Raw genomic sequence first — 17,409 nt, 5'->3', positions numbered from 1 at the left:
AGCCACCCGAAGCAAAGGCCTCGGGCGGCAGGTTTCAAATGGCAGGGAACCACTATTCCCGGCTAAGCTTTTTCCAGTTGTTGTCGGCTTTGGCGGCCAGCTGGCTATGGTTGCCTTCCAGCCACAGCTGCTGGGCGTCCACCTCCAAATCGTACAGGAAAAGGTAGTATTTTCCGTCTTTCACCACAAATTTGTTGGGATCAACCCTGAATTTGGCCCCTACCGACACCCCAAAGGCGCAGTAGCCTCCGTATTGTGGCAAATACTTCTCAGGGTTGGCTTCGAATGCCTTTTTCTGTTTAGCGTCCGTGAAGTAGTAAGCTACGCCATCGTGGGTGGCCTTAAACTCCTTCTGACCTTTTTGAGCGATGCCTAGCTCCAGATAAGACACCGGACTGTAGCCCTGCAGGGCAATTTTGCTGTCGTCAATATTGTTGACCGACTTAATGTTCTGAGCAAGGCCAATGGTTGACATCAGCAATGCTGTGAGTAAGAATGAGAATGTTTTCATTGTTTGTCTATTGAATTTTAAAATGATGAAAAATTTATTTCTGGTTATGATTTTGAGGTGACCGCTTCGGGCTTGTGCAGGCTTACTACCATTAACACAGCCAGGCCATTCACCAGGTAGTAGTAGGTATCCAGCCCCTTAAAAGAGAAGATGAAGGGTGCCAGCGTAAAAACCACCCCAACAAGGCCGTCGACAATCAGGTGTATGCGGTAAGGGATCACCCGCATTACGCCCAGGTGATGATCGGTGAGCAGAGTGAGCACAAAAGCGGCGACGCCTGTGGCCACCGACAGCTGCAGGGCGAAAGCATTTGACCCACCCAGCCCCAGCACAAAAGGAAGGGCCATCAATGCAACCGCCACCGGGTAGTCGAGGTAAGCGTGGATTCTCTTGGTTACAAATTTCATCTGACGGGTGGTTTAGGCTTTAAAGTATTGTTCCTCTACAATCTGCCCGTTTTCCCATGATGTCTTCAGGATTTCGTGCCATAGGATTTTGCTTCCGTCTTTCATGTCGAAGTCGAAAGTGAATTCGGCAAAAGAGGTGTCTCCGTTGAGGGCGGCGTGGTGCAGCTCAATGCCATTGACTTTTGCTATGGCGCCTGCAAACCCCTGCATTTTGGCAACCATTTCCGATTTGTTGTGGGTTACTGTACCGTCAAAGTCGATGGTTTTGGCATGGGCAGCAAAGTACTTTTCAGTGGCTTCCACTATCTGCCCTTTCTTTACCAGCTCGTTTTTGGCTGAGAAGATTTCGTTCAGCGATTGTTCCATTTTCTTTCTTTTTTAGATCATTTGTCAAAATTGACAGCACAAAAGTGCGGCGATCAAAAGGCAGGAAAAATGAAGCAGATCAAGAAAAGAGGTTGATGTAGTTCAACTTCTTCGGTGCGCTTTTTTGTTGCGGATTCGTGACAGAAACTCGGTGGTCATACCCAGATAAGAAGCCAGGGCGTATTGCGGCACCCGCTGAATGAAATTGGGGAAGTTCAGGATGAAATTCTCATAACGGGCTTCGGCAGAGTGGCAAAGGTTGAAAATGATGCGCCGGTGCTCAAAGGCCAGTCCTTTTTCGGCCATGATCCTGAAGAAGGTTTCAAACTTATGGTTCGCCTTTTTGAGCTCCTGCTCTCTGCTGTATTCAATTTGAAGGAGGATGCTGTCCTCCAGGGCCACAATAAAAAGCGTTGCCGGATGCTGGTAAATGTAGCTGTTGAAGTCCGACACCCACCAATTTTCGATGGCAAACTGAAGGGTGTGTTCCTGCCCGTCGTGGACGGCATAGCTTCTGAAGGCGCCCTTTACTACAAAAGCCCGGTGCTTGTTGGTGAAATTGGGCTGCACAATGAATTGCCGTTTTTTTACATGAACCTCTTCAAAGGGAGCTAAAAATTGCTCTGACTCTTCGTCGGTGAGCGCAACGAAGCTACGAACATACTGGAGAAGTTGCTCTTTAATCATTTTTCGGAGTATTCACATTGTTGGTAGTATGCGCCTGCAGCCGGTTTTGCATAGCCACAATTTGATCCACAATTTATTTGATCTTAGCTGGATCGGGGCAAAGTTGCTGCTCCTTGTTCACAATATGTCTGCTGGCAGGCAATTTTCTTCGCATTGGTTGAAGTCGACAAGGCACTCAGGATGATGGTAAGGGTTGGATCATGAGACACGAACCAAGGGGCTTTGTATCATCTTTCATTTTCCCCCAAAATATACCCGCTCCCGTGCATGTTCTGGATCTTTACGCTTTCGTCGGTGCTCAGGTACTTTCGGAGCTTGGAGATGTACACATCCATGCTGCGGCGGGTGAAATAGGTGTTTTCTCCCCACACCTCCCGGAGGATTTTGTCGCTTTCCACCAGCTCACCCATCGACTCGCACAGGAGCTGCAGTACCCGGGCCTCCTTCTTGGTGAGGTTGACGGCTTCTCCATTGCGGAGCAGCTGCCGGTTTTTCAGGTGAAAGGTGTGGCTGCCAATGGTGTAGCTTTCTGTGGTGGCTGCCTTGTTGGGCTGCCCGCTACGGCGCAACACTGCCTGAATCCGCATAATGAGCTCTTCCTCGTCCACCGGCTTGACAATGTAGTCGTCGGCACCGGCCTTAAAGCCTTTCATCTTGTCGATTTTCATCGACTTGGCGGTGAGAAAGATCAATGGAAGGGTGGGGTCAATGGCTTTCAACTTACCGGCCAGGGCAAAGCCGTCCATTTTGGGCATCATCACGTCCAGGATGCAGATGTCGAACTTGCCAGGCTGGAACGCTTGCAGCCCTTCTTCGCCGTCTTTTGTCCATTCCACAGTAAAGTCGTGCATTTGCAGGTACTCCTTCAGGATATAGCCCAGGCTGTGGTCGTCTTCTACAAGTAAAATGCTGCTCATGACACCTGGGGTAAAAAGATGCTAAACTCGCTGCCAGCGCCTGGTTGGCTCGTGAGGCTGATGGTGCCCATATGAAATTCCACAATGCGCTTGACATAGCTGAGCCCCAGCCCAAAGCCTTTCACAGTGTGGATGTCGCCCTGCTGAGCCCGGTAAAACTGATCGAAGATGTATTTCTGTACCCGCTCGTCGATGCCAATGCCATGGTCTTTTACCACCAGCAAGATGCCATCCTGTGCTGTGTCGGAAGTGCTGATGTTGATTTTGGGTGCTCCGTTGGTGTACTTCTGTGCATTGTCGATCAGGTTGTACAGCACGTTTTTGATGTGGGTTTCATCGGCCGTGATGAGGTGCCTCTTTGCCAACAAGCTGAGCTTTATTTCACCTTGCTTTTCAGCAATGATCATGGTAAAGCTGTCTGCTACTTGCCGGATCACCTCATGGAGATCAAATGTCTTTTTTTCGAGGTGGAGATTACCCGAGTCAAGCATAGCCATCTGCAGGATTTTGTCCACCTGGGTCTGCAACCTTTTGCTCTCTGCGCCGATGAGGTTCACGTAGGAAGTCATCTTTTCTGAGGTCTTTACTTCCTCTTTCGCTTTCAGCGATTTGGCCGCAAGCGAAATGGAAAAGATGGGTGTTTTGAACTCATGGGTGAGGTTGTTGATGAAGTCCCGCTTGAGATCGGACAGTTTCTTCTGCTTGTTGATCGTGTAAATGGTGTAGCCAAATGCGCCTAGTATTACCACAATGAGAATAAGACTGGTGCGGATGATATCTGCAGACTCTCCCAGCACTGCCGCCCCTTTGTTGGTGTAGGTCATGGCGATGTCGAGCTTTTTGGGGTAAATCATGCAGAAGCAAAGGTGATTGTCGGCTGCCATCACATTTTTTGCTTCTGGCTGCACCGGCCAGTTGCCACGGTGGATCATGCAGCCATATTCGCTTGATGTGTAGCCGTCTACCCTGTAGTCGAAGTTTGGATAATTAAGTGCCAGCACCTTGTCGATCTCTGTTTTGAGCTTCAGTTGGAGCGGATCGGTGACCTCGGAGGTGTTGGTAAATACAAAGGAGTCGGTTCCCCTGATGTCATCAACCAGGTCTCGCAGGTCGTCGTTGTACATGGAGTTATCGTAAAGGTCGGAGAGGATGTCCGGCACCGCCATGCTCATGACGTTCCTGTTGGTTTCGATGTCCTGCTCGAGAATGCGGTATTGATTGTACAACAGCACACCCAGGGAGGTAACAACCACGAGGAAGAGGAGGATGAAAGTGTACTTTGATAGTTTCATGTTACAATATGCAATAATGAAATCCTTCGACTCCCTTTAGGGTTGGGGTAAAACGAAGGATTTCATTATCGCTTTTTATTTCGACGTCATTGCGAGGCTGTGCCAATTGCTTGTTGATTGTGTGCATAATTCTGTCACAGTTGCGGCAATTTTTTTATTCCGGAGCGATGTTCTAACAGACAGATTGCTTCAGTCGCTTGATGATCTTCAACATAGATTGCATGTTGTTTCGCTCCATCGCAATAACCGTCAGGTGGTGATTCCCCTCCTCAAATGTCGCAGATCGCTTTCAAAAATTAGCTATATTTAACCAAAGCCGCCCCTTTTTAACCTTTCTTTAACACTTTTAACTTTTGCTTAAGTGAGTTTAACGCTTTGTTAACCCAAACAGAAAAGGTGAAGCCCTAAACTGCATGAAAAACTCAAAGTCATGCATAAACTCAAACTCATTGGACTCCCTCTTTTACTGCTATCCTGTCAACTGTTCGCCCAGAAGGCCAATATCCTTGTGGATGCCAATTGGCTGAAAAACAGAATGAAACAAGACAACCTCGTGATCCTGCACATAGGGCAAGAAAACAACTACAAGCAAGAGCATATCCCCGGCGCTGTTTTCATTGCTGGGGATGAGTACACCGTCGATGACGACCCCCATGTTTTTGACCTTCCGCCGGACGCCACACTAAAAAGCATCCTGGAAGGCAAAGGAGTCAGCTCGTCAACAGACGTGGTGATTTACACAGGTGAAAACTGGATTCCGATGGTGACCCGGCTCTACTTCACCTTCGACTACCTCGGCCATGCCAGCAAAACCTACATACTGAATGGAGGCTTAAAGGCCTGGAAAGACGGTGGAGGGGCTCTGTCTGCCGAAACACCCTCCCCTGCAAAAGGAGCTTTCAGCATTAAGCCCAACCCGGGGCTTGTGGCCGACCAGGCCTACGTGCTGAAAAGTATCAAAGATGCCAATACCAATATTGTCGACTGTAGGGCAGCGGTTTTCTACAATGGCATCGAGCCCACCCACGGGGCCCGCAAGGGACGGATTCCCACTGCCAAAACCATCCCCTATACAAGCCTGTACGAAAAAACCAGCACAGGTGCCTACGAGTTCAAGTCGCTGGAAGACCTGGGGGGCATTTTTGCGGCACAGGGGCTGTCCAAAGACAAGCAGCTGGTGCTCTACTGCCATATTGGTATGCAGCTGACGGTCGTTTACACGTCGGCCAAACTGCTTGGGTACACTGATATCAAAATCTACGACGGCTCCTTTCATGAGTGGGGCCCCGATGAAAAACTCCCGATAGAAATAGACTGATATGTCAAAACAACCAAAGGTGCCGCAGCCGTATTGGAATCCTTACGCCTGTGGGATAGGTCTGGGCCTGGTGCTGCTGGCCGCTTTTGTGGTGATGGGCCGTGGCATTGGAGCCTCCGGTGCCATGACTTCGGTGGTGGCTACGGGCGTCAATGCGGTGTCTGCCTCCCATGCCGAAGCCAGCGCTTTTTACATGGGTTACCTCGGTGATGGCACCGTGAGCCCGCTGAAAGACTGGCTGGTGTTTGAGGTGCTGGGTGTGCTGATTGGCGGGTTTCTCTCCGGGAAGCTGGCTCATCGGTTCAAGTTCAAAGTGGAGAAAGGAGAACTATTGTCGAACAACAGTCGCTTCTTGTACGCCTTCCTGGGGGGCATAATCATGGCCTTTGGTACCAAACTGGCCAGGGGCTGCACCAGTGGGCAGGCACTCACTGGTGGTGCCATGATGAACGTGGGGAGCTGGATTTTTATGATCGCATTATTCATCGGCGCCTATGCCATGGCTGGCGCTGTTAAACGACTTTGGGCATGAACGGACCGTTTTACGAATTTGGTTGGATAGGAGAGGAGGCCAGTCTGGCTTTTGCGTTAATAACGGGCGTGGCCTTTGGGTTCTTCCTTGAAAGAGCGGGGCTGGGCAGTGCCAAAAAGCTGGCAGGGCAGTTTTACTTTCGTGACATGACCGTGTTCAAAATGATGTTCACGGCCATCATCACGGCCATACTGGGCGTGTTCTGGCTTAGCTGGGCGGGGCTGCTGCAGGCCGATATGATCTACCTGACGCCGACATTTGTCTGGCCACAGCTCATCGGTGGACTGGTGTTTGGTGTGGGCTTTATTGTCGGCGGCTACTGCCCAGGCACCTCCTGCGTGGCTTCTTCTACCGGGAGTCTGGATGGATTGGTGAACGTTGCTGGGCTGCTGTTTGGTATCTTCTTATTTGGGGAGTTGTACCCCTGGCTGGAAGGTTTCTACACCGCCGGGCCGCTTGGACAGGTGACAATGGACGACTACTTCGGCATCCCGGAAGGCATCATGGTCTTTCTGCTGGTAGGCATGGCGTTGGCGGGCTTTTGGGCGTCGGAGAAACTTGAAAAAAAGTATTCGGGCCAATGAAACAACTCACCTTAAATCAGAAGCTGGCTGCGATGGCCTTTTTGCTGGCTGTGGCGTCGTTGGTAGTGGCGCTGGCCTTTCCCAACGGCCCGAAGAGCGTGAGTCAGGAGCCCAGGTTTGTGTCGGTGGTGACGCTGGCAGAACAAATCAAGAACCGGGAGCCGCTGGTGCTTATCGACCTCAGGGAGCCCGACCTATTCGAAGAGTTTCATTTGCCTACGGCTGTGAATATGTCGCTGAATGAGATACAGGAGAAGGGGTTGCCGGAAGGCAAGACTTACGTTTTTTATTCCGGCGATGACCTGCTGACCCGTCATCTATGGATCATCTCACTGCCTCAGGCTATTAAAAAGCGGTCATCCATTCTCTACGGCGGCGTGCACGACTGGTACAATTATCTGCTCTACCCAACGCTTCCATTGGAGATTCGTGGCGAAGACTCGTTGATGGCTGAGAAAGTAGAGGCCCTTACCCGTTTTTACGGCGGGCAGGCAGAGTTTGAAAAGGACAGTACCGGGCTTGCTTACTACAGCAAGGATTTAAGCAAAGCTTCCTGGCCCGTAGTGAAAAGGGTGGGTAAGCTGGTAAGAAAGGGGTGTTGATCAGGGCGACCAAAATTCAAGCGTCTGTAAGATGGGAACCTATTTAGGACGACACACACCTCACCCCTAAGCCGGGCGCCCGTTGAAATGCTAAGCATTTGTTTCCCCTCTCCTTTTGGGAGAGGGGGGCGCCAGCGCTAGCATTTATGTCCAGTTAAGGGTCTCATCAATTCGGAGCAATTCTACCCGGCTTCGGAAGTGAAGGTAGAATGAGCTAAACAATATTGCCCATGCGGTAGCGGTAGTAGTGCAACAGTCTGCGCCTTTAATCTGACCTGTTAATCATGGAAAAACATCAACAAACACTCGACCTGGAAGCGTACTTCGTTTCCTACAGGAAGAATATTATCGGCATTGACCAGCAAATAGCCACGGCCAGGCATTCCTCTATCCGCATGCTGTATGCCGACTGGACGGCCAGCGGGCGCTGCTACTGGCCGATTGAAAGCCACCTGCTGCAGGAGATTATGCCCATGATGGCCAACACCCACACGGACACCAGCCACTCCGGGGCGTTTATATCACGTGCTTATCACAATGCCAGGCAGACCATCAAAAGCCATGTGAATGCTTCGGCCGACGATGTACTGATTGCGTCCGGTTCCGGCATGACCGACGGTGTGAACAAGCTGCAACGACTTCTGGGGCTGCGGGTGCCTGAGCGGTTCAGGCACAGGTGGCAAGTGCCAGCATCGGAACGGCCTGTGGTCTTCATCACGCACATGGAGCACCACTCCAACCACACCAGCTGGCTCGAAACCATCGCCGACGTGGTGGTAGTGCCGCCCAACGCCAGGGGAGAAGTAGAGGCCGCTCTGTTTGAAGAAGCAGTGGCCCGCTACAATGCCCGGCCGCTGAAAATTGCCGCCATTACCGCCTGCTCCAATGTGACGGGCATCAGCACTCCCTACCACGATATTGCCGGGGTGATGCACAGGCACGACGGCTATTGTTTTGTCGACTTTGCCTGCTCGGCGCCTTATATGAACATCAACATGCACCCTACGCAAGAGGGAGCACACCTGGACGCTGTCTACTTTTCTCCTCATAAGTTTTTGGGTGGGCCGGGTGCTTCCGGCGTGCTGGTCTTTAACAGAAAGCTCTACCATAACGACGTGCCCGACAACAGCGGTGGTGGCACGGTCGACTGGACGAACCCCTGGGGCGGGCGGAAGTACGTGGACGACATTGAGGACCGGGAAGATGGAGGCACACCACCGATTTTGCAAACGATCAAAGCGGCGCTGTGTATTCAACTAAAGGAGCAGATGGGGGTCGACCGCATGGCACACCGGGAGGAGGAGCTGCTGGCAATTTTGTGGGAGGGTTTGTCGGGCATTCCCGATGTGCGCATACTGGCTCCGCAGCATAGAAACAGGCTGCCGATTGTATCCTTCTATGTGGAGGGCCAGCACTTCAACACTACCGTGCAGCTGCTCAACGACTACTTTGGCATCCAGTGCCGGGGGGGCTGCTCCTGTGCAGGCACCTATGGGCACTATTTGCTGGGGATTGGGGCGGAGCAATCAAAACAAATCACTGACCTGATCGACCGGGGCGATACCTCCGCCAAGCCTGGCTGGGTAAGGATTTCCCTGCATCCGACGATGACGGACGAGGAGGTGAGGTTGATTGTGGAGAGTGTGGTGGCGGTGAGTGGGATGAAGTAAGTACGATTTTTACGAGGCGATGCCATCGCTTGTCTCGCTATATCCTTCCGGGCCGACAGCCGTTTCTCCCGATAATTATCGGGACTCAAACGAGGACGATTGAAGGACTTGTTACCTGTTCGCCTTTTTTTGCTTGGCTTTCAGTTGGGCAAGTTGTTCGGATAAATAGGCTCGTTCCTCAGCTAATGACATATTCATAATGTCTAGACTGACTTGATTACGAATTTCCCTCAAATGTTGAACCATTGATGGTGTTCTAGTTGCCGTCTTCATCTCTAAATATTTCGTTCGGTGTTCGGATTTCAGTCATCTGATAACCTTCCCTAAAGTTAATGGAATTATAACCTCTTATTCGTTCAAGGTTCACAATATGTTTAAAGTTCCAACTGGCTAACACATCTGCCTTGTTGATGGTTGCCAATGCAATATGTTGACAATCCGCTATGCTAGTCCGTCCAACAACCTTTTCAGTAATGTACATTTCAGCAAGTTGCTTCACTTCACCCGTAAGTTCGACCCTCTCGATATTAGAGAGTGATTCGAAGAGTTCAATAATGTGATCAGGAGCTTTGTAAATTTCGAGTTCGAGGATTTGAGATACGAGAATAGTCGTATTTTGAGTATTCAGGGTCTTAAAGAAGATCTTAGTTGGATTATCAAATTCCGAGTCGAAATATCCTCCAAATACAGACGTGTCGATGTAAACTCGTTTGATCATCTTCAAAGTTCGCTAATTGCTCAAGAGTTCGCAAGTTGCTCAAGTGCTTGGGTGATATCTCTGCATCCGACAATGACGGACAAGGCTTCTTAACCTGTTATTTTCAAAGACTGAATAAGTCCATCTTTTAGTTTTAAATGATAAGCCAGCACTATCGGACTTCCCGGGAAATTACCTGAAACTTCGGCTTTCAGAATTTCTTCTGTTGCCGAATAGTCGATCGGTTTCATCACGGCTTGGTAGGCCTCATTGGCTTTTTTGATCCATTGCTGAATTTCCTTTTTTCCCTTGTGTGTTTTTCCCTCGTCGAAAACGACGGCTGTTTCAGAAAAGCAATTTGCGTAAGCGAGGCTGTCAAAATTGTTTTGGGCCTGTGCCAAATTGGTGATTACGTTGGGTAAGTTCATGTTTTTATTTTTTTAAGATGATTAAATAGTGGGTATAGTACCTCCGTCGATGACGAATTCTGTTCCTGTTAAATAGTTGGCTCTAGGCGATACAAGAAAGCCCACCAGCTCGGCCACTTCTTCTGGTTGAGCCGGCCTGCCGTAGGGTATGCCGCCCAAAGCGTCCATCACGCTCTGTGTTGCCTGCTCTACCGTAGTAGCTGAGCTCTCAGCAATGCGTTCCATCATGGCTGTGGAGCTTTCGGTTTTTATCCAACCCGGGGAAACAGTCAATACACGAATACCTTTTGGCGAAACTTCGTTAGAAAGGCTTTTGCTGTAATTGATAAGCCCCGCTTTGGCGGCTGCATAGGGCAAGGTGGAGTCGAATAGTGGCAGCTTACCCTGTATGGAGCCGATGTGGATAATGACACCCGTTTTTCGTTCGATCATTCCGGGCAGAAATCCCCTGTCGAGCCTTACCGGGGCCAATAAATTGGCTTGCAGCGTTGTTAGCCAGTCCTCATCAGTCAATACCGCAAAGCCGCCGCCGGGAGTATCCGAGCCCCCCAAATTGTTGACCAGGATATCAAGCCTGCCAAAGGTTGATTGTACTTCCTGTATCACTTTGGCTGTGCCCGCTGAGGTGCTTAAGTCGGCTGAAATGAAGTGAAGGTTTTGAGCTGATGCTGCAGGGCGGTTCCTTGCTGTGATGATCACTGTGGCTCCCGCTTGCAGCAGCCGTGCGGCAATGGCTTTTCCTGTGCCTTTTGTGCCGCCTGTAACTAATGCTATCTTGCCATGTAGCTCGTTGTTAAAGTCAAAATGTCCCATTTGTGTAACTTAGTGTAGGGCAAAATTCGGCTATACAAGCAGTGGACACAAGTACGGGCAATCGAATCACATAGGGATAAAATTATCCCCTACAGCATTTTTTGGAACATTAAAGTACTTTTAGGTTATGTATGAAAGAAAGATTCCGTTGAACCTGAATTGCGGCCTCGACCTGGTCGGCGAAGTGCTTTATGGCAAGTGGAAAATCAGGCTGTTGTGGTTTATCAATGAAGGAATCCAGCGGCCAAGCGATCTGCAGCGAAAAATCCCTGATGCTTCACGCAGGGTTTTAAATGTGCAGCTGAAGGAATTGGAAGAACACGAATTGGTTACAAAGAAAATTTACCCTGTTGTGCCGCCCAAAGTGGAGTATTCGTTGACTGATTTCGGTAAAACATTGATCCCCGTCATTTTAGCACTGGGCGACTGGGGTGATCAGCATGAGGAGCGTTTGCGGTCTCTTATTTTGAAAAGTGAAGGAATTTCATCTGCCGAATAGATTTACTATTCATCTGCCAGGGCGGAATAGCCACATGCAGAGGACGGCAGGCGTTCATTGCCCCAACCGATCGCTTCACATATTGAGCGATGTAATCTCCCAACTCGCACGGCCTCAATGGTGTGCAGCCTGTTCTGCTATTACTCAACCGTGGATAGCTGAGACGGTCGCCTGATTTTACGCATGACTCTTCAGGGCTTCCTTAACAACTTTCCTGTAGCTTCTGCCAATGTTTAGCCTGATGTCATCAACCAACAGCTCGTCAAATGACACCTCTTTTATCCTGTTTGTGTTGATAATAAATGAACGGTGAATTCTTAGAAAGACATTGGGCAATACTTCGGCCAGTCGGCTTATTTTCTCCTTGCTGACAACTTCTTCATTAATGGTAATCACTTTGACATAGTCCGATATGCTTTCGATATAAACGATGTCTTCGAACGGTATTTTCGTCAATTTCCTATTGGACATAATTTCAAGAAAGGACTTTTTCGTCTTTTCCTTTTCGTCCAAAAGTTGCCGAATCATCTGCTGGTTTTCTGTTATCTGATTCATCATTAATAGAAATGATCCAATAAGTACAAGCAAGTACAGCACTGCCGCCAAAAGAAGGATTTGGGTAGCGTTGGGGTTCAGGCTATCATAGCTGAACTTTACCATGTATATATACGAAAACAGCAAAACCATCATTTCGAGGTACACTGAAGTGATAGCCAGGCAGAAGGTGTAAAGCGCAAATTTCCAGTACTTTTTGGTGAGGAAATATCTTGGCACAAGCACGTAGTTGAAAAAATAGGAAGTGCCTAAAACAATTGGGAGCAGCATGCTGACAAAGAAAAATGCCGCAGTTCTATGACCCCATGAAAATCCAAATACCAGTGTTAAGACAAGTAGTACGAAGATCCAGTAGGCGATGTGGTAGCTTGGGTTTTCGGCTTTTTTATTCATTCAAATTTTGTTTCCCAGGCTAATTTCGAAAAGGATATCAAAATTAAAAGTCAGTGTAGACATACGACCTGTTAACGGCCGGATACGACCTTGATGGACTTCGTTGACTGCTATACCTTGGCAGCAGTATTCACCAAAAAAATATTACTATGATAAAGTTCTTTTATACGGGAGGCAATTTCATGAGTATTCTAACCATAGAGTTGGTTATAATCACTGCATGGATTATTTATCAATTGGTTACCGGTTACAATTCGAAACAACCTAATAAGGAGGAAATCTTGCGAAAAATTAGCTATGGCAAATCAATGGGCTTTTTTGCCCTGGCAACAGGCTTTCTTGGTCAGATGTTTGGTTTAATGGGGGCGTTTTCGGTAATCAAGCAACATCCTGATATCAAAATAGAATACATATTTGATGGCGTAGGTGTATCCATGATATCGGCTACTTATGGCGTATTTATTTTTCTATTCTCCATGATATTATGGTTTGTGGCAAGTATGGTTATTGAGAAGAAGTTCAAGACCACGGCGGTCTGAAAATATGGATTGCTTTGGGCAGCTACCGCAGTGCGTGTCTCACGGGCCACTCCTGGCAATGGCTGATGTTGGCTCGTGAGACAAGAAACAAGGGGGTCTGTCTGTTTCAGGTGGAGCTTAGGCCATAATTGATTCACAAAAACTGAGCATGAAACTTCACGTTACGATCTTCGGTAGAGTAGGGGATAGTCAAATTGCCCTGTACCAACCACGTGCCGTCCGATTGTTTTTCACCTTGCATGCAACCGGAAATGACCGCTTTAAATGCTGATGCATCACAACACGACTGAGAAAGCCTCCTGAAGTGTACATTCATCCCTTTCATTTCTCGGCCTTCCACGGAGAAACTAGTTTGAAACTCATCCAGTTCAAAGACCAGCACGTCTGTTAATTCATCATCAATAAGTGCGCTTCCTGGGTTGCGGTTAAGCATTCGGAACACATTTTTACTTCCGTTTGCCAGCCCTTCCCATTCATCGATTGCCACTTTGGAGTCAGAATTGACGGTAAAAGCGCAATTCCAATCGTCGATACAGTCATTTGTGATAACGTCTGCCTCGCCGGCTTCCAGACAAGTGAAGCTGCAGTCTTTGCAGGTTGGAATTTGCACATCATCTTTTTCACAGGCCTGAATAAAAACTAAAGTCAAAAAGAAGGTGAAGATTGTATTTTTCATATTCTGTTTTTGAATTGTATACTCTAAGAGGCTAGCTAGCGGCTTTAATTGGCTATATGAGTAACCAATATTTACCCGCTAAGGTAGCTAAATAACAGGAGAAAGTGTTGGGGTTGAGGATAGATATTGGCAGCTACCGCAGTGGCTCGTGTCTCACGGGCCACTCCTGGCAATGGCTGATGTTGGTGAGCCATGGGGGGAGGGGCTACTCAACGAGGATGGTATCATGAATGATCGACTCACCTCACCACCTCGCTCACCAGGATCACGGGAGCGGCGTTGGTGTAATTGGGGAAGTCGGCCCTTATGGCATCTCTGTTGGGAGCTATGGCATCCTGGTACGCTTTCAGGTCTTTTATGTAGAATGTGCCGATGGCCATAAATGGCAGGGGCGTGTTGGGAATGCCGCTGGCCGTGCCTTTTTCAATGGTATACTTTACCAGATTCGACCCCAGGTAGCCTGCCACCATGGGCATGTGTTTGGTTTCGTAGTAGTCCATATCAAAGGTTTTGCCTTCTTCAAAGGGATACATCACAGACACCTTGATCAGCCCTTTTTCTATGATAGTCTGCTTTTCCTTTTTGGGTTTGCCTGGTTGTTTTTGCTGACAAAGGGCGGCCACAGATGCGAACAGAAGGAATACCGAGAGGATGAGTTTAAGTTTCATAGTTAAGTTTTTTAGAAAGGGAATTTAAGTGAAAATATCATATCTACCGCAGTGGCTCGTGTCTCACGGGGCCGCTACTGGCAATGGCTGATGTTGGTTCGAGAGATACGAACCAAGGGGGTAGAATCAAAAAAACTGAGCATCAAATTTCACTTCACGGTCTTTGGATGAATAGGGAACCGTCAGGTGGCCCTGTACCAACCAGCTGCCGTCGGACTGCTTTTCGCCCTGCATACATCCTGACGTGACCGCTTTGAACTCTGTCTCTCCACAGTAGCAAAGTCTCCTGAAATGTACTTTCATCCCTTTCATCTCACTGCCTTCTACCGAGAAGCTGTTTTGAGATTTGTCCAGTTCAAAGACCAAAACGTCTGTTAGTTCATCATCAATAATGGCCGTTCCCAGCGTACTGTTAATCATTTGAAACACATTTTTACGTCCGCTTGCCCGCCCCTCCATTTCGCCTGTTGCCACTTTGGAATCAGCACTGACGGTAAAAGCGCAGTCCCAATTATCCATACAGTCATTTGTGATCACCTCAGCCTCGCTGGCTTCCAGGCAGGTGAAACTGCAGTTTTCGCACGTAGGGATTTCGATATCCTCTTTTTCACAGGCAAGAGAAAAAACCAACACTAAAAGGAAGAGGGGGAGTGTATTTTTCATGATGTTTTTTTAATAGAACGCTTCAAGGAGCTCATTTATGTATTTAGGAGGGTTATTATTCCACGAACATTGCCTGCCAAAGTTGGCGAATAGTTGAAGAAAGTGGTAAGGACGCTCTTATGAGGCCGGTATTAGTATTGTTCCGTGAGACACCGACCGAGGGGAGTGTTTAGTGGAAAATATATACGGCCAGAATGACGATAGCCAAGCCGAAGAGCAAAGTCATTTTACCGAACTTTTCCATTTTTTGTAAGTGAAGTGCTGCGTCACCTTTGCTGGCTTTCTTAGTTAACGAACTTATCAGTGTAAGCAACACTAGAAGGATAACTACAAGAACCAATTTGAGAATCAATAATGGAGATGAAGGTAATATGGCCCAATAGGGGGTGATTAAATACAAACCTGAAATAATGAGCAGCCCTAATCCGATATGCCCCATTCTACTCAGTACCATCGAATGCATGCGAAATTTTGTTGCTTCATCTGCCGACATCTTTGCAGTGGCAATGCTTAAAAAAGCATGGGCAAAACTTGTCCCCAAACCCATAGTAAGCCCAAAAAAATGGAGGATCAGCATCAACTCTCTCATAGGGTAATATTTACAATTGTTTAACTCATGCTATCTCCTGCCGCAGTGGCTCGTGTCTCACGGGCCACTCCTGATAATTGCTGATAGTGGTTCGTGAGAAACGAAGCAAGGGGGGTATACACGAACCAATGAACCAAGGAGGTAGCGTTTTTTTACGGAAGTTAGGTGATAAAACTTTCATCCCAAAGCGTCTGTTTCGGTGGTTTTAGTCTGTAGTAGATTACAAAAGTTTCGCCACCCGCTCCGATGTTGCCGCCACAACCGGCGGCCGAATGGGCAACCAACCTCACAGGCTATTCCAAACTTTTGTAATCTTTACTGACGATGACTTGAGGCCTCCCCTTTCTGGTTCAAGCTTCCGCTTGGACTTGTCCTATCTGAGCGTCCCGCTCCAATTCTTACGCTCATCCCCCGGCGAGGCGCCGAAAAGAGCCACGCCACAAGCGGACGCTTGCGGCATGAGGGGTATTAGTTCGTGGGACACGAATTATTGAGGTATTAGATGTCAACCAAGTTTTCGTAACCGTATTTTTTAAACTTTTCAGTTTTAAACTTTTCAGTGGCCTTTTTATCTCTTCTCAATGCGGATAACTCATTTTTTATTTGGATGGCAAACCATTGTTCGGGTTGTGTGTGCGAAAAAGAGCTTAATTTCATCGCAATTTCTGCGTTTAATTTTCGGTCCCAGGACAAGTACTTATGGAGATTTCCATCCTGCATTTCAAAGTATTGAGCCAAACTTCGCTTGGAAATATTTAACACTTCCAGGTACATTTTCACGAAATCAAGAATTCGTAATTCAGGTTGAGGGTCAGGATTATTGGCATAGTCTTCAAGTTGACCCGTCCTGAAAAAGAGAGACAAGGGTATGTGCATAGGCCAATTGGGTCTACCGCAAGACCTTTTTCAATCCAGTGCTGGCGTTTGGCTGCTTTGGCGCAAGAGCGAGCCCAATTGTAGCGCTACAGGAAGGAAGCTGTTGCCGTGGAAGAAGCCACCTTTGCCGCCCAAAGTTTTGACCGATGTGCGTGAAACTTGCTGGTTTCACACGTGAATCCGCCCGGTTTCACGAATGAAAGTTAGAAGTTTCTGCGCCGGAAGCAGGTGGGTATAGCGCAACCGCTGGCTGCATGTTGCGGCAGGCCAACCCTGCAGGTTACGCTGGTGTCAATTAACTCTTGCCCTGCTGCCAAATACTGCTTGCGCAGGGGGCAGGTCAATCTAGCGCAAGACCTTTCCGCATCTAGCGCTAGATCCATCCACATCTAGCGCTAGATTGCTCCCGTTCTAGCGCTAGATTCAACTCCATCTTGCGTTAGATGCAAGCCGGTCTTCGGCAAGGTTGATTTCCATCTGCGGCTAGATACTGGACTTGCTACATTTAACCCGGCAAACCTTTTGCACCAGGTGAATGACGTTTTCGGTAGCGGCGAGACGCCGAACTAAAAGAACCCACAAGTCTGCCCGGCCGGAGAAGACCCTTGCGGAAGGGAGGGTGTCCTTCGCAGTGGTACCTGTCTCACGAACCACTCAAGTTGACGGAAGGCGCTGGTCCGTGAGACACGACCCAGGGCTTGGGGATCAACATCAACTCTCTCATAGGGTAATATTTACAACTGTTTAACTCGTGCCATCTCCTGCCGCAGTGGCTCGTGTCTCACGGGCCACTCCTGATAATTGCTGATAGTGGTTCGTGAGAAACGAAGCAAGGGGGGTATACACGAACCAATGAACCAAGGAGGTAGCGTTTTTTTACGGAAGTTAGGTGATAAAACTTTCATCCCAAAGCGTCTGTTTCGGTGGTTTTAGTCTGTAGTAGATTACAAAAGTTTCGCCACCCGCTCCCATGTTGCCGCCACAACCGGCGGCCGAATGGGCAACCAACCTCACAGGCTATTCCAAACTTTTGTAATCTTTACTGACGATGACTTGAGGCCTCCCCTTTCTGGTTCAAGCTTCCGCTTGGACTTGTCCTATCTGAGCGTCCCGCTCCAACTCTTACG

General features: G+C 48.4%; 22 protein-coding genes. 7 read left to right on the top strand and 15 right to left on the bottom strand.

Annotated features, from left to right (window positions below; all coding sequences use genetic code 11):
- Positions 1-52: 52 nt before the first annotated feature.
- The 6 genes from RT717_RS17235 to RT717_RS17210 form a co-directional block, all read right to left on the bottom strand.
- A complete protein-coding gene (locus RT717_RS17235; protein WP_317487629.1) occupies positions 53-511 on the bottom strand; it encodes a YHS domain-containing (seleno)protein in 459 nt (152 codons plus the stop codon).
- Between the two features lie 44 nt (positions 512-555).
- Positions 556-918: a hypothetical protein gene (locus RT717_RS17230; protein WP_317487628.1), complete on the bottom strand. Its 363-nt coding sequence runs from the start codon at positions 916-918 to the stop codon at positions 556-558.
- A 12-nt stretch (positions 919-930) separates the two neighbouring features.
- Positions 931-1,284: a hypothetical protein gene (locus RT717_RS17225; RefSeq protein WP_317487627.1), complete on the bottom strand. Its 354-nt coding sequence runs from the start codon at positions 1,282-1,284 to the stop codon at positions 931-933.
- 102 nt (positions 1,285-1,386) lie between these two features.
- Positions 1,387-1,971: a Crp/Fnr family transcriptional regulator gene (locus RT717_RS17220; protein WP_317487626.1), complete on the bottom strand. Its 585-nt coding sequence runs from the start codon at positions 1,969-1,971 to the stop codon at positions 1,387-1,389.
- A 227-nt stretch (positions 1,972-2,198) separates the two neighbouring features.
- Entirely contained in the window at positions 2,199-2,888 is a 690-nt protein-coding gene (locus RT717_RS17215) for a response regulator transcription factor (protein WP_317487625.1), read from the bottom strand.
- On the bottom strand, positions 2,885-4,180 hold the full coding sequence (locus RT717_RS17210) for a sensor histidine kinase (RefSeq protein ID WP_317487624.1): 1,296 nt from the start codon (positions 4,178-4,180) through the stop codon (positions 2,885-2,887). The genes RT717_RS17215 and RT717_RS17210 overlap by 4 nt, the downstream gene beginning before the upstream one ends.
- 430 nt (positions 4,181-4,610) lie before the next feature.
- On the opposite strand from RT717_RS17210, the gene RT717_RS17205 reads away from it, so the two are divergent.
- The 5 genes from RT717_RS17205 (at position 4,611) to RT717_RS17185 (ending at position 8,886) form a co-directional block, all read left to right on the top strand.
- Entirely contained in the window at positions 4,611-5,498 is an 888-nt protein-coding gene (locus RT717_RS17205; protein WP_317487623.1) for a sulfurtransferase, read from the top strand.
- 1 nt (position 5,499) lies between these two features.
- Positions 5,500-6,030, top strand: a complete 531-nt coding sequence (locus tag RT717_RS17200; RefSeq protein WP_317487622.1) for a YeeE/YedE thiosulfate transporter family protein — start codon at positions 5,500-5,502, stop codon at positions 6,028-6,030.
- A complete protein-coding gene (locus tag RT717_RS17195; protein ID WP_317487621.1) occupies positions 6,027-6,614 on the top strand; it encodes a YeeE/YedE thiosulfate transporter family protein in 588 nt (195 codons plus the stop codon). Before RT717_RS17200 ends, RT717_RS17195 begins: the two co-directional genes overlap by 4 nt.
- Positions 6,611-7,216 (top strand): rhodanese-like domain-containing protein, encoded by a 606-nt coding sequence (locus RT717_RS17190; protein WP_317487620.1) that lies wholly within the window; start codon positions 6,611-6,613, stop codon positions 7,214-7,216. The genes RT717_RS17195 and RT717_RS17190 overlap by 4 nt, the downstream gene beginning before the upstream one ends.
- Positions 7,217-7,500: 284 nt before the next feature.
- Positions 7,501-8,886 (top strand): aminotransferase class V-fold PLP-dependent enzyme, encoded by a 1,386-nt coding sequence (locus tag RT717_RS17185; RefSeq protein WP_317487619.1) that lies wholly within the window; start codon positions 7,501-7,503, stop codon positions 8,884-8,886.
- Between the two features lie 256 nt (positions 8,887-9,142).
- On the opposite strand, the gene RT717_RS17180 is transcribed toward RT717_RS17185, so the two are convergent.
- The 3 genes from RT717_RS17180 to RT717_RS17170 all read right to left on the bottom strand — a co-directional run bounded on the left by RT717_RS17180 (position 9,143) and on the right by RT717_RS17170 (position 10,824).
- Positions 9,143-9,604, bottom strand: a complete 462-nt coding sequence (locus RT717_RS17180; protein ID WP_317487618.1) for a PIN domain-containing protein — start codon at positions 9,602-9,604, stop codon at positions 9,143-9,145.
- A gap of 89 nt (positions 9,605-9,693) precedes the next feature.
- Complete coding sequence (locus RT717_RS17175) at positions 9,694-10,011, bottom strand: nuclear transport factor 2 family protein (RefSeq protein WP_317487617.1); 318 nt, start codon at positions 10,009-10,011, stop codon at positions 9,694-9,696.
- Between the two features lie 21 nt (positions 10,012-10,032).
- Positions 10,033-10,824 (bottom strand): SDR family oxidoreductase, encoded by a 792-nt coding sequence (locus tag RT717_RS17170; RefSeq protein ID WP_317487616.1) that lies wholly within the window; start codon positions 10,822-10,824, stop codon positions 10,033-10,035.
- 127 nt (positions 10,825-10,951) lie between these two features.
- Between RT717_RS17170 and RT717_RS17165 the strand changes: the two genes are divergently transcribed.
- Positions 10,952-11,323: a winged helix-turn-helix transcriptional regulator gene (locus RT717_RS17165; RefSeq protein ID WP_317487615.1), complete on the top strand. Its 372-nt coding sequence runs from the start codon at positions 10,952-10,954 to the stop codon at positions 11,321-11,323.
- A gap of 177 nt (positions 11,324-11,500) precedes the next feature.
- Here RT717_RS17165 and RT717_RS17160 read toward each other — a convergent pair whose 3' ends face one another.
- The gene (locus tag RT717_RS17160) at positions 11,501-12,271 is read right to left on the bottom strand and encodes a LytR/AlgR family response regulator transcription factor (protein WP_317487614.1); all 771 of its coding nucleotides are present in this window, start codon (positions 12,269-12,271) and stop codon (positions 11,501-11,503) included.
- Between the two features lie 149 nt (positions 12,272-12,420).
- Here RT717_RS17160 and RT717_RS17155 point away from each other — a divergent pair, with 149 nt between their 5' ends.
- On the top strand, positions 12,421-12,810 hold the full coding sequence (locus RT717_RS17155; protein WP_317487613.1) for a MotA/TolQ/ExbB proton channel family protein: 390 nt from the start codon (positions 12,421-12,423) through the stop codon (positions 12,808-12,810).
- 133 nt (positions 12,811-12,943) lie between these two features.
- Here RT717_RS17155 and RT717_RS17150 read toward each other — a convergent pair whose 3' ends face one another.
- The 5 genes from RT717_RS17150 to RT717_RS17130 all read right to left on the bottom strand — a co-directional run bounded on the left by RT717_RS17150 (position 12,944) and on the right by RT717_RS17130 (position 16,270).
- Positions 12,944-13,486 (bottom strand): hypothetical protein, encoded by a 543-nt coding sequence (locus RT717_RS17150; protein WP_317487612.1) that lies wholly within the window; start codon positions 13,484-13,486, stop codon positions 12,944-12,946.
- Positions 13,487-13,725: 239 nt separating this feature from the next.
- The gene (locus RT717_RS17145; protein ID WP_317487611.1) at positions 13,726-14,154 is read right to left on the bottom strand and encodes an EthD family reductase; all 429 of its coding nucleotides are present in this window, start codon (positions 14,152-14,154) and stop codon (positions 13,726-13,728) included.
- Positions 14,155-14,280: 126 nt separating this feature from the next.
- The gene (locus RT717_RS17140) at positions 14,281-14,817 is read right to left on the bottom strand and encodes a hypothetical protein (RefSeq protein WP_317487610.1); all 537 of its coding nucleotides are present in this window, start codon (positions 14,815-14,817) and stop codon (positions 14,281-14,283) included.
- Between the two features lie 169 nt (positions 14,818-14,986).
- The gene (locus RT717_RS17135; protein ID WP_317487609.1) at positions 14,987-15,406 is read right to left on the bottom strand and encodes a hypothetical protein; all 420 of its coding nucleotides are present in this window, start codon (positions 15,404-15,406) and stop codon (positions 14,987-14,989) included.
- A gap of 498 nt (positions 15,407-15,904) precedes the next feature.
- The gene (locus RT717_RS17130; RefSeq protein ID WP_317487608.1) at positions 15,905-16,270 is read right to left on the bottom strand and encodes a hypothetical protein; all 366 of its coding nucleotides are present in this window, start codon (positions 16,268-16,270) and stop codon (positions 15,905-15,907) included.
- Between the last annotated feature and the right edge of the window lie 1,139 nt (positions 16,271-17,409).

This window comes from Imperialibacter roseus (assembly GCF_032999765.1).
Lineage (GTDB): Bacteria > Bacteroidota > Bacteroidia > Cytophagales > Cyclobacteriaceae > Imperialibacter > Imperialibacter roseus.
Note: the sequence above shows the minus strand (reverse complement) of the source record. Positions and strands in the feature narration are given on the sequence as shown.

Coding starts and splice junctions, on each gene's coding strand:
- RT717_RS17235 (WP_317487629.1), bottom strand. CDS start 511: ATGAAAACATTCTCATTCTTACTCACAGCATTGCTGATGTCAACCATT.
- RT717_RS17230 (WP_317487628.1), bottom strand. CDS start 918: ATGAAATTTGTAACCAAGAGAATCCACGCTTACCTCGACTACCCGGTG.
- RT717_RS17225 (WP_317487627.1), bottom strand. CDS start 1,284: ATGGAACAATCGCTGAACGAAATCTTCTCAGCCAAAAACGAGCTGGTA.
- RT717_RS17220 (WP_317487626.1), bottom strand. CDS start 1,971: ATGATTAAAGAGCAACTTCTCCAGTATGTTCGTAGCTTCGTTGCGCTC.
- RT717_RS17215 (WP_317487625.1), bottom strand. CDS start 2,888: ATGAGCAGCATTTTACTTGTAGAAGACGACCACAGCCTGGGCTATATC.
- RT717_RS17210 (WP_317487624.1), bottom strand. CDS start 4,180: ATGAAACTATCAAAGTACACTTTCATCCTCCTCTTCCTCGTGGTTGTT.
- RT717_RS17205 (WP_317487623.1), top strand. CDS start 4,611: ATGCATAAACTCAAACTCATTGGACTCCCTCTTTTACTGCTATCCTGT.
- RT717_RS17200 (WP_317487622.1), top strand. CDS start 5,500: ATGTCAAAACAACCAAAGGTGCCGCAGCCGTATTGGAATCCTTACGCC.
- RT717_RS17195 (WP_317487621.1), top strand. CDS start 6,027: ATGAACGGACCGTTTTACGAATTTGGTTGGATAGGAGAGGAGGCCAGT.
- RT717_RS17190 (WP_317487620.1), top strand. CDS start 6,611: ATGAAACAACTCACCTTAAATCAGAAGCTGGCTGCGATGGCCTTTTTG.
- RT717_RS17185 (WP_317487619.1), top strand. CDS start 7,501: ATGGAAAAACATCAACAAACACTCGACCTGGAAGCGTACTTCGTTTCC.
- RT717_RS17180 (WP_317487618.1), bottom strand. CDS start 9,604: ATGATCAAACGAGTTTACATCGACACGTCTGTATTTGGAGGATATTTC.
- RT717_RS17175 (WP_317487617.1), bottom strand. CDS start 10,011: ATGAACTTACCCAACGTAATCACCAATTTGGCACAGGCCCAAAACAAT.
- RT717_RS17170 (WP_317487616.1), bottom strand. CDS start 10,824: ATGGGACATTTTGACTTTAACAACGAGCTACATGGCAAGATAGCATTA.
- RT717_RS17165 (WP_317487615.1), top strand. CDS start 10,952: ATGTATGAAAGAAAGATTCCGTTGAACCTGAATTGCGGCCTCGACCTG.
- RT717_RS17160 (WP_317487614.1), bottom strand. CDS start 12,271: ATGAATAAAAAAGCCGAAAACCCAAGCTACCACATCGCCTACTGGATC.
- RT717_RS17155 (WP_317487613.1), top strand. CDS start 12,421: ATGATAAAGTTCTTTTATACGGGAGGCAATTTCATGAGTATTCTAACC.
- RT717_RS17150 (WP_317487612.1), bottom strand. CDS start 13,486: ATGAAAAATACAATCTTCACCTTCTTTTTGACTTTAGTTTTTATTCAG.
- RT717_RS17145 (WP_317487611.1), bottom strand. CDS start 14,154: ATGAAACTTAAACTCATCCTCTCGGTATTCCTTCTGTTCGCATCTGTG.
- RT717_RS17140 (WP_317487610.1), bottom strand. CDS start 14,817: ATGAAAAATACACTCCCCCTCTTCCTTTTAGTGTTGGTTTTTTCTCTT.
- RT717_RS17135 (WP_317487609.1), bottom strand. CDS start 15,406: ATGAGAGAGTTGATGCTGATCCTCCATTTTTTTGGGCTTACTATGGGT.